The 16,095-nt window shown below is 63.6% G+C and carries 18 protein-coding genes; 9 read left to right on the top strand and 9 right to left on the bottom strand.

Going from position 1 to position 16,095, the window contains the following annotated elements; genetic code table 11:
- Positions 1-17: 17 nt before the first annotated feature.
- The 3 genes from HF955_RS06680 to ftsE are packed head-to-tail and all read right to left on the bottom strand — an operon-like array spanning position 18 to position 2,226.
- Positions 18-608, bottom strand: coding sequence for a YdcF family protein (locus tag HF955_RS06680; RefSeq protein ID WP_291078781.1), 591 nt, complete (start codon positions 606-608; stop codon positions 18-20).
- Positions 605-1,474 (bottom strand): ABC transporter permease, encoded by an 870-nt coding sequence (locus tag HF955_RS06675; protein ID WP_027838245.1) that lies wholly within the window; start codon positions 1,472-1,474, stop codon positions 605-607. Before HF955_RS06675 ends, HF955_RS06680 begins: the two co-directional genes overlap by 4 nt.
- A gap of 2 nt (positions 1,475-1,476) precedes the next feature.
- Positions 1,477-2,226 (bottom strand): cell division ATP-binding protein FtsE, encoded by a 750-nt coding sequence (ftsE, locus tag HF955_RS06670; RefSeq protein WP_291078780.1) that lies wholly within the window; start codon positions 2,224-2,226, stop codon positions 1,477-1,479.
- A 62-nt stretch (positions 2,227-2,288) separates the two neighbouring features.
- On the opposite strand from ftsE, the gene HF955_RS06665 reads away from it, so the two are divergent.
- Positions 2,289-3,017, top strand: a complete 729-nt coding sequence (locus HF955_RS06665; RefSeq protein WP_291078779.1) for an MJ0042-type zinc finger domain-containing protein — start codon at positions 2,289-2,291, stop codon at positions 3,015-3,017.
- A gap of 5 nt (positions 3,018-3,022) precedes the next feature.
- Positions 3,023-3,544, top strand: coding sequence for a phosphoribosyltransferase (locus tag HF955_RS06660; protein WP_291078778.1), 522 nt, complete (start codon positions 3,023-3,025; stop codon positions 3,542-3,544).
- Positions 3,545-3,554: 10 nt separating this feature from the next.
- Here HF955_RS06660 and HF955_RS06655 read toward each other — a convergent pair whose 3' ends face one another.
- Positions 3,555-5,576, bottom strand: a complete 2,022-nt coding sequence (locus tag HF955_RS06655) for an alpha/beta fold hydrolase (RefSeq protein ID WP_291078777.1) — start codon at positions 5,574-5,576, stop codon at positions 3,555-3,557.
- 74 nt (positions 5,577-5,650) lie between these two features.
- A complete protein-coding gene (locus tag HF955_RS06650) occupies positions 5,651-6,637 on the bottom strand; it encodes a D-glycerate dehydrogenase (RefSeq protein WP_291078776.1) in 987 nt (328 codons plus the stop codon).
- Positions 6,638-6,791: 154 nt separating this feature from the next.
- Between HF955_RS06650 and HF955_RS06645 the strand changes: the two genes are divergently transcribed.
- From HF955_RS06645 to HF955_RS06635, 3 genes are all read left to right on the top strand, one after another.
- A complete protein-coding gene (locus HF955_RS06645) occupies positions 6,792-7,274 on the top strand; it encodes an SH3 domain-containing protein (protein ID WP_291078775.1) in 483 nt (160 codons plus the stop codon).
- 93 nt (positions 7,275-7,367) lie between these two features.
- Positions 7,368-7,895: a bifunctional 3-hydroxydecanoyl-ACP dehydratase/trans-2-decenoyl-ACP isomerase gene (gene fabA, locus HF955_RS06640; RefSeq protein ID WP_027838251.1), complete on the top strand. Its 528-nt coding sequence runs from the start codon at positions 7,368-7,370 to the stop codon at positions 7,893-7,895.
- Between the two features lie 108 nt (positions 7,896-8,003).
- Positions 8,004-9,773: a tetratricopeptide repeat protein gene (locus HF955_RS06635; protein WP_291078774.1), complete on the top strand. Its 1,770-nt coding sequence runs from the start codon at positions 8,004-8,006 to the stop codon at positions 9,771-9,773.
- 49 nt (positions 9,774-9,822) lie between these two features.
- Here HF955_RS06635 and HF955_RS06630 read toward each other — a convergent pair whose 3' ends face one another.
- Positions 9,823-10,632, bottom strand: a complete 810-nt coding sequence (locus HF955_RS06630) for an amidohydrolase family protein (protein WP_291078773.1) — start codon at positions 10,630-10,632, stop codon at positions 9,823-9,825.
- A gap of 71 nt (positions 10,633-10,703) precedes the next feature.
- On the opposite strand from HF955_RS06630, the gene HF955_RS06625 reads away from it, so the two are divergent.
- The 4 genes from HF955_RS06625 (at position 10,704) to HF955_RS06610 (ending at position 13,511) form a co-directional block, all read left to right on the top strand.
- A complete protein-coding gene (locus HF955_RS06625; protein WP_291078772.1) occupies positions 10,704-11,132 on the top strand; it encodes a MarR family winged helix-turn-helix transcriptional regulator in 429 nt (142 codons plus the stop codon).
- A 93-nt stretch (positions 11,133-11,225) separates the two neighbouring features.
- Positions 11,226-12,041, top strand: a complete 816-nt coding sequence (locus tag HF955_RS06620; protein WP_291078771.1) for an enoyl-ACP reductase — start codon at positions 11,226-11,228, stop codon at positions 12,039-12,041.
- A gap of 81 nt (positions 12,042-12,122) precedes the next feature.
- Positions 12,123-12,779, top strand: a complete 657-nt coding sequence (locus HF955_RS06615) for an SDR family oxidoreductase (protein WP_291078770.1) — start codon at positions 12,123-12,125, stop codon at positions 12,777-12,779.
- A 51-nt stretch (positions 12,780-12,830) separates the two neighbouring features.
- Positions 12,831-13,511 carry a nitroreductase family protein gene (locus HF955_RS06610; protein WP_253065341.1) on the top strand — a complete coding sequence of 227 codons (681 nt, stop codon included), beginning with the start codon at positions 12,831-12,833 and terminating at the stop codon, positions 13,509-13,511.
- Positions 13,512-13,531: 20 nt separating this feature from the next.
- Here HF955_RS06610 and HF955_RS06605 read toward each other — a convergent pair whose 3' ends face one another.
- The 3 genes from HF955_RS06605 to udk are packed head-to-tail and all read right to left on the bottom strand — an operon-like array spanning position 13,532 to position 16,072.
- Positions 13,532-14,368: a CAP domain-containing protein gene (locus tag HF955_RS06605; RefSeq protein ID WP_027838260.1), complete on the bottom strand. Its 837-nt coding sequence runs from the start codon at positions 14,366-14,368 to the stop codon at positions 13,532-13,534.
- Positions 14,369-14,426: 58 nt separating this feature from the next.
- The gene (locus HF955_RS06600) at positions 14,427-15,326 is read right to left on the bottom strand and encodes a 5'-nucleotidase, lipoprotein e(P4) family (RefSeq protein ID WP_291078769.1); all 900 of its coding nucleotides are present in this window, start codon (positions 15,324-15,326) and stop codon (positions 14,427-14,429) included.
- Positions 15,327-15,385: 59 nt separating this feature from the next.
- Complete coding sequence (udk, locus tag HF955_RS06595) at positions 15,386-16,072, bottom strand: uridine kinase (RefSeq protein WP_291078768.1); 687 nt, start codon at positions 16,070-16,072, stop codon at positions 15,386-15,388.
- Positions 16,073-16,095: the final 23 nt, after the last annotated feature.

The raw sequence follows: 16,095 nt of genomic DNA, 5'->3' as shown, positions 1-16,095 counted from the left end.
CCGCTTCAGATAGCGCGTCACGCAAAGGTCGTCACCCGCCACTTCGCCCATTCCAGCAGCACACCGCGGAACGAATCCGGATCGGCCCAGATCCGGGCTGGATCATTCACCGTCCGCACTGGCCAGGGTTTCAGCGCGATGTCCGGCATTGCCTTCTCCAGAACGATCAGGCTGCGCGGCATGTGATAGTCCGACGTGACGATGATCAGGCTCTCATAGCCGCGCTCATAGGCCCAGGCCGCGGTTTCGTCGGCATTGCCCAGCGTGGTTTCGGCCACATAACCGACATCGACGCAGCAGGCCCAGACGTCCGCCGATCCGCCGGCCAGCGCGATCAGGTCCTCCACCGTCACATCCGGATGCACCCCGGAGATCAACAGGCGCGCGCCCCGGCCTTCGGAGACCAGATCCACGCCGGCGGCAATCCTCAGGCCGGACCCGCCCGTCAGGGCCACGATCGCATCGGCGGTGATCTCCGGCGCGTGATCGGCCCTGGCGGCGCGCTGCGCAAACAGGATGAAGTCCACCACCGCCAGCAGCAGGCAGGCCAGCAGCAGGGCAGGCACCAGTCCGATCCGTTTCTGTCGCAATCGCCGTTCGCCGCTCACATCACACTCTTCAGGGAACGAATAACGGTCACGCGCGCCGCAAGGCGGGCGGCAAGGCCCGCGATCAGCGGCGTCGCCACAAGGATCATCACGTCCAGCAGGTCCAGGCTCAACACCGGCAGCAAGCCCGAGCGCGCGCCGCTCGAATGGGCCGCAAAGATCATCGCCGCCGCCGCGCCCAGCGCCAACAGCGCCCCGACCGCCCCGGCCCGAAGGCCCAGCAGCCAGAAACGGCGCTCGAACAGGCCGGCAATATAGCGGTCACGTGCCCCAGCCAGATGCAGCACATCAACAATGTCCCGGCGCGCCAGCAGGGCCGCATGCGTGGCGAAAGCAATAACCGCGACGGCGGTCGAGGCCAGAAGGGCCACCGCCGTCAGCGCCACAAGCCGCGCGATCGCCAGCATCCGCCGCACATCGCCTGCCCAGTCAGCATGTTCATCCACGGCATTGGCAAACCCGGCCTCGGTCAGGCGGCGCTCGAGGGTTGGCCCCATGAAGTCGACCTCAGGATCGGCGCGCACCGCAACCAATTGCGGCAGGGGCAGGCTGTCCGGCAGGCCCCGGCTCCCGAAATTCGGTTCCAGCAGCGCGTCGATCTCCGCCTTCGACAGCAGGCGCGCCTCGCGCACACCCTCCGTGGCCTCGATGATCTGCCGCGCTTCCTCGGCCCCGCGCCGGTCGGCATCGGGCAGAGACACGGTCAACTCGCCCTCCACTTCGGCGGTCCAGCTGCGCGCAGCTCCATAGGTCGACTTGGCCGACAGGGTTGCCAGCGCGGCGAGAAAACACAGCGCGCCCACGACAAAGAACAGCGCCATTTCGCGCGCATCCTCAACGGGCAGCAGCGGGGTCTCTCTGGCCATGCCTATTCCGCCGCCTTCACGATATCTGTGCGACGGCGCGCCGCCGGGCCGTATTCCACATCCTGTACCAGCAGGCCGTGCTGCAGGCGGAAGACCGGTGCCTCGACCTGCCGCACCAGGCCCAGATCATGCGTCGCGATGATCACCGTCGTGCCCCGGCGCTTGTTCAGTTCCAGGAACAGGCGCATCAGGCGTGACCCCATTTCAGGGTCGACATTGCCCGTCGGCTCGTCCGCGATCAAGATGTCCGGCTGGGTCACGACGGCCCGTGCGATGGCCACACGCTGCTGCTCGCCGCCCGACAGCGTCGGGGGCCGCGCATGCATCCGCTCGCCCAGCCCCACCCAGGCCAGCAATTCCTCGACATCGTGGCGATAGCTCGCTTCCTTGCGGCCGAGCACCCGCAGCGGCAACGCCACATTCTCATACGCGGTCAGATGGTCCAGCAGGCGGAATTCCTGGAACACAACGCCCACCCGGCGACGCAGCGCCGAGAGCTGGTCGCGCGTCAGCCGGCTGGTCGGACGGCCGAACAGCGAGACTTCCCCCCGCGTCGGCTTCAGCGCCAGATAGAGCAGTTTCAGCAGGCTGGTCTTGCCAGCACCGGAAGCCCCCGTCAGAAAGCTGAACGATCCGGGTTTCAGGACCAGGTCAATCCCGCTAAGAATGTCCTCCGACGTGTCGTACCGCAGCGAGACGCTGTCCAGGCGCACGGCAACATCGTCAAACAGGTCATGGCGGGAAAGAGTCATCAGCTCCTGTCCTGTGCTCGTTCGAGTGGATTATTGGGGCGAATTGCGGGAAACACCAAGTCATGATCCTCACTTGTCCCCATTGTGAAACCCAGTATTTCGCCGATGACTCAACAATCGGTGAAAGCGGGCGCACCGTGAAGTGCGCCGCCTGTGGCGGATCCTGGTTTGTCGAACCGAAACATCTCGGCGACACGGTCAAGCGCACCCCCGCCGCGGCACATGAAATCTACCGCGAGAAAGTCCGCGAACAACGCCGCCGCAAGAGCCGCACGGCCGCCCTTCTGTCCTGGCTTGTGACCGCTGCAGTCTTCTTCTCGCTCGGCGTCGCCGCCATCATGTACCGCAATGAAGTGGCAAAAATCTGGCCCGAGGCCGGGACCGCCTACAGCCAGCTCGGATTCAAGGTGAACCGGTTTGGCCTCGATTTCGAGGACATTGAACGCAGCCGCACCTTCAATGACACGATTCCGGTCGTCACCGTCGCCGGCAAAGCGCTCAACATCTCGCGGTCCACAGTCGACACACCCGCCGTTCAGGTGGACCTGAAGGATGAGCGCGGCGTCATCGTGGCCACCACCTATGGCCGCATCCGCCCGGATGCCCTGGCACCCGGCGAGGCCGGCATGTTCCGGATCGTGGTTGAACAGGCCCCGATGGAAAGCTTCGAGATCGAACTGAAATTCGTGGACCTCGCGGACGTCCCTGCCGGTGATACAGACGAAACGCCTGAACCGGACGCGGAACCGGACCCCCAGACCCCAACTGAAACGGACCTGCCTGCGGAATGACCGACATGCCCAAGATCGAAGTCATCGTGCCGGAAGACGAACTTCTGGCACAGATCGACCAGCTGGCCGAAACGCTGGCCCCGCGCCTGACCGGGGACTGGACCATCGTGTCGATCCTGATTGGGGCCACGCCGTTCACCGCAGACCTGATGAAGGCCCTCGCCCGGCGCGACATTCACCCGACGCTCGATGTCATCTGGCTCGAATCCTATCGCGATGCGCGGGAAAGCTCCGGCCGGGTGGTGGTGCGCGCGGATCTGGCCCGTTCTGTGAAGGATCGCGGCGTGATCATTCTGGATGATGTGTTCGATACCGGCCGCACGCTGGCCTTTGCCAAGGCCCACATGCAGGCAAAGGGCGCGCGCGAAGTCATCACCTGTGCGCTGACCCAGAAACCCTGGGCCCCGCGCGGCGAGCAGGGCGTCGACTATTGCGCGATTGATGCGCCCGGCCGCTACCTGGTCGGCTATGGCATGGACGATGCCGGCAAGTATCGCGGCCTGCCCTATATCGGCGCCCTGGACTAGGCCCGCCCTATCAATTTACCGGCAAGTGCGTCTCCAGAAAGGAGAGGATTTCGGTGTAGTAGGTCAGCTCGTCTTCTTCCGACATGTAGGAATGGTCGGAATCTTCCAGCGTCACGAGCCGGAAGAACTTACCTGCTTTGCGTAGGGCCTTGTCCATACGTTCGGCTTGTTCGTAGTTTACCACACCATCATCCTTGCCGTGCAGGATCAGAAGAGGTCGTGACAGATTGCCCGCATGCTCAACCGGCGAAACTGCTTTAATGGTCTCTTTGTCGCGCCCCGGGTGGCCAATATGTGCGACCCAATACTGGTAGGCTTCGGAATTGCTGCCCTCTTCACGTCGTTCACGACGCAAGAATGCAAGTAAGTCACTGATCCCTGCTGCAGCAATCACACATTGATATTTTTCGGGGGTCAGCGTGGCGGCCGCCATCGCGGCATACCCGCCATAGGAATAACCGAAAATGCACGCGCGGTCTGCCTCCGCCAGGCCGTTGGCCACAAGATGGTCAAATCCATCTTCCACATCGGTCTGCATGGCCCGCCCCCATTGCCGCCGTCCCTTGTCAGCGAACGCCTTCCCGAATCCGGAAGAGCCACGGAAATTGGGTTGGAACACTTGGTATCCGCGCGCCACAAGGATTTGCACGTCCTGATCGAAGGTGACCATGTCCCGCATTTCCGGACCACCATGCGGCATGACAACAAGTGGAGGCGGAGGCGCACCTTCAGCCATCGGAGGGCGGGTGAGGTATCCATGCAGTTCCAGCCCGTCCCGCGCCGTATACGTCACGACATCGGTGGCGCCGAACGTCTTGCCGACCAGACGCTGGTGCTGATTGCCGAGTTTCGTGGCCGCCGCGGTATCCAGATCATAGATATGATACGAACCCGGTTCGCGTGGCCCGACGGCCTTGAGCAGCCATCGTTTGCCATCTTCGCTGGCATCAAGCGGGATCACATTGGCCTCATTCCCGAAATACGTGTTCAACGCATCCAGATGACTCTGGATCAGGGGATCGTCCATCTCGATGACGAGGCGGTCATCATAATAGAACACCCCCACCAATTCTCGAGTTTCAGTGTTGAAGAATCCATCTTCAATATCGACCTCTTCATGCTTACGGACAGTTTCGACAATTTCATCCCGCTCGAAATCGTAAAGATAGATGCCAGCCTTGTCTTCATCATCCGGCCGGGCAGACACATAGTAGGTCGACTCTGTAGGGCCGGGATAAAGTACCTGGAAGTCTAGCGCCGCCTCGTCATTCTGACGCGATTTGAGGCGTACCGTACGGATCTTTCGCCATTTGATCGAACCGTTTTTCCGATCTTCGCGCGCATAAATATAAATGACGGTGCCCCGCGCATTTACATTCAGGCGAAAGGCCGGCTCCCCATTCCGGTCTGTGTACCACGCATAGGTGTTTCTCGTTCCTGTCGCGATACGCTCGACTGTACCATCTGTGACATTTACCTTGAACAGGTCGAGGTCTCCGGCCAGGCGCGCGGGCATCAGGATATGGTCCGGATCATTCGGCAACATGTCCGTTACCGAGGTCAGATAGAAGTTCCGGTGCAGGCTTTTCTCTTCCTGGAACATGGCCACCGTCTTCCCGGTTTCACGCTCCACGGAGAGCAATCGGGAAAAGGGTTTGGGAATAGTCCGACTGTCCTCATCCCAGTCCCGCAATTCCTCGCGAGACATGGTGCGACCAGACCGGATGTCGACATATCCTGTCAGCGCGACTAGCAATCGGTCATCGCTGATCCAGTCGACCCAGCGGATGTAGAAATCCTCCAGATTGGTCGCATCGAGTGTCGGCGCCGGATTATCCAGATCGAGCATGACCAGAAAGTCTTCGCCGTCGACGCGGCGCACGCCTGACATGTACCGGCCAGATGGCGACAATTCCGGACTCCAGAAATCCAGATCGCTCAGGAATTCTTCAAGGGTAGGAGGAGCGGGTTCCTGCGCAATCGCATGACCGCAAACAAAAATGGCGGCCACGACCGCCAGAATACGCAACACCAGATCAGCCCTCCCTGAACCGGTCCAGATTGGAAAACCAGTCAGGAAACGTCAACCTGAAATAGAGACAGAATTTACAGAATTGCGGGAATCACGCGGTCTGGCGGGCGGTGGCCGTCGGCGAAGGTCTTGATGTTGATGATGACCTTCTCGCCCATTTCGGTCCGGCCCTCGATCGTGGCCGAGCCCATATGCGGCAGCAGCACGACATTCGGCAGGCCGAACAATTCCTCGTTCACCGTCGGCTCGCGCTCGAACACGTCGAGGCCCGCCCCGGCAATCTTGCCGGCCTTCAGCGCGCGGGCCAGCGCCGCCTCGTCGATCACCTCGCCGCGCGCGGTGTTCACGATATAGGCGTCCGGCTTCATCAACTCGATCCGCCGCGCATTCATCAGGTGGAAGGTCGCCGGCGTGTGCGGGCAGTTCACCGAGACGATGTCCATGCGCGACAGCATCTGGTCGAGGCTGTCCCAATAGGTCGCTTCCAGCAATTCCTCGATGCGCGGGCTGACCGGCTTGCGGTTGTGATAATGGATCTGCAGGCCAAACGCCTTGGCGCGGCGCGCAACGGCCTGGCCAATCCGCCCCATGCCGATGATGCCCAGCCGCTTGCCGGCCAGGCGCCGACCCATCATCCAGGTCGGGGTCCAGCCATCAAAGCCGCGCTGGTTCATCACCTCGGCGCCCTCGAACAGGCGGCGAGGCACGGACAGGATCAGCGCCATGGCGACATCGGCCGTGTCATCGGTCAGCACGCCCGGCGTGTTGGTCACCGTGATGCCGCGCTGCACGGCGCTCTGCACGTCGATATTGTCCACGCCTGCGCCGAACTGCGCGATCAGGCGCAATTGCTCGCCGGCCCGCGCCAGGATGCGCCCGTCCAGCCGGTCGGTCACCGTCGGCACCAGCACATCGGCGGTCTGCATGGCCTCGGCCAGTTCTTCCTGTGTGAAGGGGTGGTCATCGTCATTCAGGCGGGCATCGAACAACTCCTTAAGGCGCAGCTCGACCGGAGCCGGGAGTTTTCTTGTGACAACGACTTTCAACTTCTTCGCAGGCATGGGGACTCTTTTTGCAAATATTCTCATTCGGGCCTTAGCAGAGGGATCAGGCCGCGCCAACGCTTCATGTTTTACACAAGATTCATTCGACCATGGAATTCTAGCCCCTCGCAGACATGGGAAAAGACTGCACATGAAGTGGGCAGCCCTCTTTTTGACAGGACTCCTCCTGGCCGGCTCGGTCGCCGTCGCCGAGGGCCCGACCTATGTCCGGGTCAGCAAATTTTCCGGCAAGGAAGTGCCGCGCTTCGAGTCTCTGAAATACAATGCCGTCAATGGCCGCGCCGGGCCCAGCCGCGACCATCCCATTCTCTGGCGATACGAACGCAAGGGCCTGCCGCTCCTGATCATCAAGGAAAGCCAGAACTGGCGCCGGGTGCGCGATCCGGAAGGCGCCGAAGTCTGGGTGCATGCCCGCATGCTGGAGCCAGGCAACCGCGCCATGGTCCAGGCTGACACGGTGATGCACCGGGAACCGGACGCAATGAGTCCCGAGATTGCCCGCATCGAAGCCACTGTCCTGGTTGAACTCGGGAGTTGTGAGCGAGGCTGGTGCCGTGTCTCGGCCGGGCAATATCGCGGCCACGTTCCCGCCCGCGCCCTTTGGGGCATCGAGACCAGCGCCGCCGCGCTCTGATCCCCACTCCCGCAAAGCCGCAGCGCATGGTTGACAAGCCGGGCCGCACAGGCTCGAACGGCCTCTTGCGCTTGAATGAACAAGGGAACCGCCATGTCCGGACCGCACGATTACCACACGCCCCAATCCTCCTATTCGAAGGAAGACCTGCTGAAATCCGGCGCAGGCGGCTATTTCGGGCCCGGCAATGCCCAGCTGCCGATCCCGCCCATGCTGATGATGGACCGGATCACGGAAATCACCATGGATGGCGGCCAGTTCGGCAAGGGCAGCGTGATCGGCGAACTCGACATCACGCCGGACCTCTGGTTCTTCCAGTGCCATTTCCCCGGCGATCCGGTCATGCCCGGCTGTCTCGGGCTGGACGCGATGTGGCAGGCCGTCGGCTACTGGCTCGGCTGGTCCGGCAGCCCCGGCAAGGGCCGCGCCCTCGGGGTCGGTGAGGTCAAGTTCACCGGCGAGATCACGCCCGACAAGAAACTCGTCCGCTACGAGATCGACATCAAGCGCGTGCGCCGTGGCAAGCTCAATCTCGGCATCGCCGACGGCCGCGTCTATGTGGATGGCGAACACGTCTATACCGCCCTCGACATGAAGGTCGGCCTGAAGAACGTGCTCTAGCATACGGGCTTTCATGCGCGTCGCATGTCGGCGCGCAAACCGGCCCGACCCATGACAGATTGACAGACCTGCGGTACTTTCCCCTCTCGGGAGAAAAGGGGACACCGTATGGCCTACTGGAAAACAGGCACACTTCTCACAGCCGCCCTGCTCGCGCTCGGCGGCGTGGACATTGCAGAGCGGCCCCGGCAGGCGCCCTTCCCGGATCCCGTCCTTCTGTCGGGTGAATCCTGTCTCGGCAGCGAAAGCAGCGCCCGGCGGCTCAGCCTGTTTCTCGGCGCCGCCCGGGCCTATGCCGAGTCCGGAAAGGTCGGCAACACATTCGCCGCCGGCCTGACGGCGCCAATCATCACCTATCCGGTCACCACCGAATCCCCTGACGCACAGGATTTGTTCGATCTCGGCCTGTCCCTCGTCATCAGCTTCAATCATGATGCCGCCATCGATGTGTTCCGCCAGGCGCAGGCCGCCGATCCCGGCTGCGCGATGTGCCATTGGGGCGAGGCGTTTGCGCGCGGCAGCAATCTCAATTTGGCCGTCGGCGAGGACGCGCTTCAACAGGCGCATGATGCGGCGCAGGCCGCAAAGCTGCGCGCCTCCGGCACGCCCGTTCTGGAACAGATGCTGATCGATGCCATGGTGGCGCGGTATCCGCGCACGGAAGATGGCAATGTGTCCGAAAATCCGGTGGCCTTCGCAGACGCCCTGGCTCTGGCCGCCGTACAATTTCCCAATAATGACCTTGTCCTCTCCCTCGCCGCCGAAGCGGCCATGAACACCCAGCCCTGGGATTACTGGCAGGCCGACGGTCACACGCCGAAAGGCCGCACGGCCGAGGTGATCAACCTGCTTGAGACGGTGCTGGACCGCAATCCGGACTTCGTCCACGCCATCCATCTCTACATCCATGCAACCGAAGCATCCGACGATCCCTTCCGCGCCATCGCGACGGCCGAACAGCTGCCGGGCCTTGCCCCGCAATCGGGCCATCTCGTGCACATGCCCTCGCACCTCTGGTACCTGACCGGCCAGTGGAAACGGTCGATGGAGTCCAATCTGGCCGCAGCCCGTGCGGACGAGCTCTACATTGCCAGCGGCAATGCGCCGCCGCTCTACGAGTACGGATACTATCCGCACAATCTCCATTTCATCCTGACCTCGGCCATGATGGCGGGCGACGGAAAGACTGCGCTGTCCACAGCCTCCCGGCTGGATGCGGCACTGCCACAGGACATGTCCTCCCTCGCCCCCTGGATCGCCCTGATCCGTCCGTCTGCCTATTATGCCCATGCGCAATTCTCGTCGCCGGACACGGTGCTCGGCCTGCCCGATCCGGGCACGGAATCCGTGATGGACAGCGTCGCCTGGCATTATGCGCGCGGACTGGCCTTCGCGGCCGAGGGCGACGCCGTCAGCGCACAGGCCGAAGCAGACCGGATCGATGCCCTGATCACCAGCGATGGCGTGGCCGAACTGGAAGCGCAGTACCTGCCGGCGGGCGACATCGCCCGGATCTCGTCCCTGATCGTGTCCGCGCGGATTGCCGCCGGGAATGGCGATTTCGACAGTGCCATTTCGCAAATGGAGCGCGCTGCAGACCTGCAGGATGCGCTTCCCTACAGCGAACCGCCGATCTGGTACTATCCCGCCCGCCAGACGCTCGCGGCGCTGCTGCTGCAGGATGGCCAGATTGACCGCGCCGAAGTGATGTTTCACCGCGCCCTGCTCAAATCCCCGAACAATGCGCATGCCCTTTATGGCTTGTGGCAGACCTACAAGGCCAAGGGGGACCGGCGCTCGGCCCGCTACGCGAAACATCTGTTCAAGAAGGCATGGATGGGCAAACGCGGCGCCACGCCGGAGCTGGCCCGGCTCTAGCGGCGCAGAGGCGCATGCAGGGCTGACATGAAGCGGCTGTCGCCAACCGTCACAGCTTGAACACCCGTTTCGCATTGCCGGACAGGAACGCGTCCCGTGCAGCCGCGTCCAGGCCCAGCCCGTCCAGGCCATCAAGGCAGCGCCGGGGCGACAGCATCGGCCAGTTCGTTCCGAACATCACCCGCGACGCCCCGACCCCCTTCATCCAGTCGACAAAGGCCGGAGGCAGGCGGTGCAGCGCATAGGCCGACGTGTCGACATGGAAGTTCGGGAACTTGATCGTCATCGTGTGCAGCTCGTCCAGCCATGGGAAGCCGACATGGCCGCCCACCACGACCAGTTCCGGAAAGTCCAGCATCACATCTTCCAGATAGGGCAGCATGCGGCCGGTCTCGGACCGTTTCAGCGGCCCGGTATGCCCGATCTGCGTACAGAACGGCACGCCCGCTTCGATACAGGCGGCATAGACCGGATAATAGCGCCGGTCATTCGGCGGCAGGTCCCACAGCCACGGCACCAATCGCACGCCGACGATCCGCTGGCCGTCCACGACCCGCCGGATCTCCCGCACCGCCCCCATTGGATCGGTCAGGTCCACAGTGGCCAGCCCTCTCAACCGGTCGGGTGCCTGATCGATCTGTTCCTGCAGCTCGGAATTGGAAATCAGATCGCCCGTCGGCGACGACCAGGCCGACAGGAACGTGATGTCCACGCCCGCCGCATCCATTGCGGCAAGGGTCTCGGCGACGGTCGTGCCGCGCGTGTCCCCCTCCCGGCCGGTCCATTTCAGCAGGGTTTGCAGCCAGGGGGCCGCCGCAAAGCGCGGCGTCGTCGCCTGGGCCCAGACATCGATGATCATGAGACTCTCCATATACTTCACTATTGAAGTATATGGCTTCCGCTCTCCCCCACAAGAGGCTACGTAGCGGCATGACTGCACATTCCAGCCGATTCTATCACGCGCTCCAGATCGCCGCCCACCGCCTGCAGAAACAGGCCGACCAGGCCGTGTCTGGCGCCGCCGGCATTTCCACCGCCCAGTCTGCCGTTCTGGCCGTCATCGCGCGCTCGCCCGGCATGCGCCAGAACGAGGTGGCCCGCACGCTCGGCCTGAACGAATCCGCCATCACGGTCATGGTCACGCGGCTGAAAAAGCTCGGCCTGGTTGCCCGCACCCGCAGCCAGGAGGATTCCCGCGCCTGGGAATTGTCGCTGACAGATGCCGGCACGGCCACGCTCGCCGCCATCGAGGCGCCGTTCGGCGAGATCAACGACCTGATTGACGGGGCGCTGGGCGAGCGGGTCGACGAAATGGCCGCCCTTCTGCATGCCCTGTCCGACCGGCTCGCCCGGGCCTGAGCCGGCATCCGAAACACCGCCGCAAACTTGACGCGCCCAGCGGGGATGCCTAGCGGTTTCCCAACGAGACATTCACCAAAGAGAGGCTTTCCCATGGCTGATGACTGGACCCCGCCGGCAGGCGACCTGATGAAAGGCAAGCGCGGCATCGTGATGGGCGTTGCCAACCAGAACTCGATCGCCTGGGGCATCGCCCGCCAGCTCGCCGCGCAGGGCGCCGAGATCGCCTTCACCTATCAGGGCGAAAACCTCGAGCGCCGCGTCCGCCCGCTGGTCGAGAGCATCGGCATGGATTTCATGATCCCGGCTGACGTCACCGATGACGCGTCCATGGATGCCGCCTTCAAGGCCGTGCAGGACAAATGGGGCAAGATCGATTTCCTCGTCCATTCCATCGCCTTTGCCGGCAAGGACGAGCTGCAGGGCTCCATGGTCGCCAACACGACGCGCGAAGGCTTCCGCCGCGCGATGGACATTTCCGTCTACAGCTTCATCGACTGTGCCCGCCGCGCCAGCGAGATCATGCCCGATGGCGGCGCGATGATCTGCATGACCTATCTCGGCGCCGAGCGCACCGTGCCCTCCTACAATGTCATGGGCGTCGCCAAGGCCGCGCTGGAAGCGGCGACCCGCTATGCGGCGCGCGATCTCGGGCCCCAGGGCATTCGCGTCAACGCCATCTCGGCCGGCGCCATGCGCACCCTCTCCCTCGCCGGCATTCGCGGCGGCAAGAGCCTGATGGGCACCGGCCGCGACTGGTCCCTGCTGAAGGAAGACACGCGCATGGAAGGCGTCGCCGGCGCGGCGCTCTACCTTCTGTCAGACCTCGGCCACTCCGTCGCCGGCGAAGTCCACCATGTCGACGCCGGCTTCCACGTCGTCGGCGTCCCGGATTTGCCGGAGGAGTAGCGATCACGCTTCTGTAATCGCCCGGAACTCCTGCCTGTCTCTCCTGTTGGTCTGGCGAACCCATTCTGACAGGAGACTTCCATGTCCAATATCTTCCTTATCGGCGCCACCGGCGGCGTCGGCAGCCGCCTTGGCCCGAAACTCGTGGGCGCCGGCCACAGCGTCAAAGGCCTGCACCGCAAGCCCGAACAGGCCGGCGATCTGCGCGACCAAGGTGTCGAGCCGGTCTTCGGCAATCTCATCGAGATGACGGCCGACGATATGGCCAGCGCCCTGCAGGGCTGTGACACGGCCATCTTCTCTGCCGGAGCCGCCGGATCAGGCCGCGACAAGACAACAGCAATTGATGGCGAAGGCCCGGAAAAGCTGATCGAGGCCGCGCGCGCCACCGGCGTCAACCGCATCTACATGGTCTCGGTCATCATGGATGCCGGGCGCGACCGCGACACGAGCGATGATTTCGAACACTATATGGCGATGAAGCGCCGCGCCGACGCCGCCCTCGCCACCAGCGGCATCGACTATGTCATCCTGCGCCCCGGAACGTTGAAAGACGATGATGGTGACGGCCAGGTCAGCGCCGGACGCGCGATCACCTATGGAGACGTGGCCCGCGGCAATGTCGCCGCCACGCTGGCCGAACTGATCAACACGCCGGAGATCACGAACGAGATCATCGAGCTGACCAATGGCGACACGCCGGTCACAGAAGCAGTCGCCCGCCTGAAACGGGGCTGACACGCCCGCGCCGCCATTCCATGATGCCCCTCCACACATCGGAGGGGCCTCATGAAAACCAGCACCGAAACCCATGTGCCACTGACCGGCTTTCCGCATTATCCCGAGGACGAGATGCGCGTCCGCGCCCGGGCCTTCCATGCCGCCATGACCTCGCGCCGCTCGGTGCGGGAATTTTCAGACGCCCCCGTCCCGCGCGAGATCATCGAGGCCTGCATCGCGACCGCGGGCTCGGCCCCGTCCGGCGCCAACCACCAGCCCTGGTTCTTCGCCTGCGTGAACAGCGCCGGGAAAAAGCGCGAGATCCGCGAAGCCGCCGAGGCCGAGGAGCGTGAATTCTATGCCGGCCGCGCGGGCGAGGACTGGCTCGACGCCCTCGCCCCGATCGGCACCGATGCCGACAAGCCCTATATGGAGACCGCGCCCTGGCTGATCTGCATCTTCGCCCAGCGCCGCGGCGGCGCGCATGAGGGCGAGACCCGGAAGAATTACTACATTCATGAAAGCGTCGGCATTGCCACCGGCCTGCTGATGGCGGCCTGTCATCAGGCCGGTTTGGCCACGCTCGTCCATACGCCCAATCCGATGAAATTCCTGAACCGCATCTGCGACCGTCCGGAAACGGAAAAACCCTTCCTCATCCTCGTCGCAGGCTATCCGGCAGACGGTGCCATGGTGCCAAAACACGCGCTCGTCAAAAAACCGCTGGACCAGATCATGCACGTGCTCTGACGCACACCCTCCAAGCCCGCTTATCCCTCCACGGTCACGGCCGGGCCGGGCAGGCGGATCGTGTAGAAACTCAACGGGTCCTCGCCCGGCTTGCGGCCTTCGGCGGCGATATGGATGTCGCCATCGAGACCGGCCGGGATCCCCTCGCCAAGGGACAGCACATTCCCGTCAGCCGATTCCGCGGAGAACCGCCGGAACGTCCAGCCATTCAGCACGGGCATCTGACGCAGCCGGTCCCCGGCGCGCATCCGCACCGGAACATCGCGCGCAAGGCTGCCGGACAGGGTGAGGAAGTTCTGCGTCACCCACACGCCCTGATCGGTGCGCACCACGCCCATGGCCACATGTGTGGCCTCTTCGCTCAGTATGTTGGCGCGATGGCCCGGACTGTCCATGAGATTTTCGTGCAGGCGACGCACGGCTTCCCGTTGCAGATTCCACCGCCCCCGGACAATCTCGACCATGGCGACATTCTCGGCCGAGAATTGCACCAGCGCCCGCCGGTCAAAGGCCGCCACCCGGTCCTGCGGCGCGCGCCCGTCCGGGCCGACATGACCGAAAAAATCATTATAGGCCATGTCCAGGCTGTGAAACCGCGCCGTATTGCGCAGATGCGCGCGAAACACCAGAGGCGGCAATCCCGCCTCGGCGCGCGCCGCATTGGTCAGCTTCAGGAATTCCTGCTCCATGCCCGTGTCAAACGCATAGCCGGCCGGCAGTTTGGTGAAACAGGGCTCTACCTGCTCGAAATAGTCGGCAACTGTGTCGCTGCGGCCGGTCACAGCCAGGTCGCATCCGAACGCTGGCAGGGCCGTCATCAGGGCCAGCATGGCCGGGATGAATGCACGCACAATCATGTCTGCGCGCAGATTACCGCGTCAGACCTGAACAGAACAGTTACAAAAACAGGCCGGATCAGGGCCAGGGCTGCAGCGCATCGCGCTTCAGGGCGCGCTTTTCATCCTCGGTCAGGCTGTAATCATGCCCGAACGGCGCGCTTTCCCAGCTGCCATAGCCCGGATTGGGCAGGGCGATCCATTCCCGGCCCCATTTGCCGGCATTTGCCTCATACACAGCCTGGCGCTCGGCCGGGCTGCCTTTGTAGTCATCCGTGAAATCCCCCAGATTGTCGCCCAGCATCAACAGGATACGGTAATCCTCGGCCACCACCGCCCAGCGGGTAGATTTGGCAGAGCCCCAATCCGGCTGTTCCCTTTTCGTCAGCAACGTGTCGACATTGCCGCCCATCGGAAAGCCCAGCGCGGCCAGATTGCGCGCCGTGCCGTCTTCCGTCACGGCGTCCCGATTGGTGACATAGAACACTTTCACGCCCCTGGCCGCCGCTGCGCGGGTGAAGTCCACGGCGCCCGGCACCGCCTTGGCCACCCCGGCGCCCGCCCAGGCATTCCAGCGGGCCTCGTCAAACCCGGTTCCCTCCAGCACATCCGCCGCCGCATAGGGCGTGTTGTCCAGAACGGTCTCGTCCGCATCCAGAATGATGGCCGGGGGCAGGTCCTGGTATCCCTCACCCTGCAGGTCCGGCGCCGCGGTCCAGTCCGGATCGGCCAGCGCCTCCTCCAGCCGCAGTGCCGCCAGCGCATAGATGCCATCGGTCGTGGCTTTGTACTCCACGGCCTGCTGCGCCCACAGGGTCGCGTTCATCCGGTCATCCTGCGCCGGGCCGGTTTCCACGATGACCTCGCGCTCCACCACAACTTCGCGGACGGGCGCATCGGCCTCATCCACAATGATACAGGCCGACAGGCAGGCCGGCCCCACAAGGCCCAGCAGAAGAAGTGAAAGTCTGGAAGTCATGGCCGTCTCCTGTGCATCTGGCCGCTGTCATAGCAGACGGCCCGCCAGGCGAGAACCGGTCAGATCGCCCCGCTATTCTGCAGGCGGGCCAGAACCGGTGCAATCATGCGTTCGATCGCCTCGTCGGTCGGACGTACATTGCCATAGGCCGGCAGGCCTTCATCGGCAATCACGAGATCGGCTTCGAATTTCGCGGGATAGGTCCACTGGTAATGCGCCGCGCGCACCGTTCCCAGATATTGCTGCAGCACGCTCTCCAGGCTGCGTCCGCGCTCGGTCACGTCCCGGCGGATCCGGCGGGCCAGACGTAAATCGTCCGGCGTGTCGACATAAACCGACAAATCGATCAGCGAGCGGATTTTCGGGAAGGACAAGGCGTGGATGCCTTCCAGGATCAGGATCGGCGCCGACTTGATCTCGCGCGTCCGGTCGCTGCGGTCATGGCGCTCATAATCATAGATCGGCTGCTGGATCGTCTCGCCGGCCTTCAGCGCGCGGATATCCTTGACCAGGCGGTCGGCCTCCTTGGATCGCGGGGCATCGTAATTGATGCCCGCCACAAGGGTTTCCCATTCTTCCCGGTTCGCCGGCTCACCATAATGGCTCATCGGATAGTAATAGGCGTCCTCGCCAAACAGGACGGCCTGACCGGGCTCCAGATGGTCCAGAAGGGCTTCGGCCAGCGTGGACTTGCCGGACCCCGAACCGCCCGACATTGCGACTAGGAAGGGTTTTTTCTTTGCCATGATGGCCCGTGGTCTACCGGCAA

This window comes from Hyphomonas sp. (assembly GCF_017792385.1).
In the GTDB taxonomy this organism is placed as follows: Bacteria; Pseudomonadota; Alphaproteobacteria; order Caulobacterales; family Hyphomonadaceae; genus Hyphomonas.
This window is presented reverse-complemented; position numbering and strand designations above follow the sequence as displayed.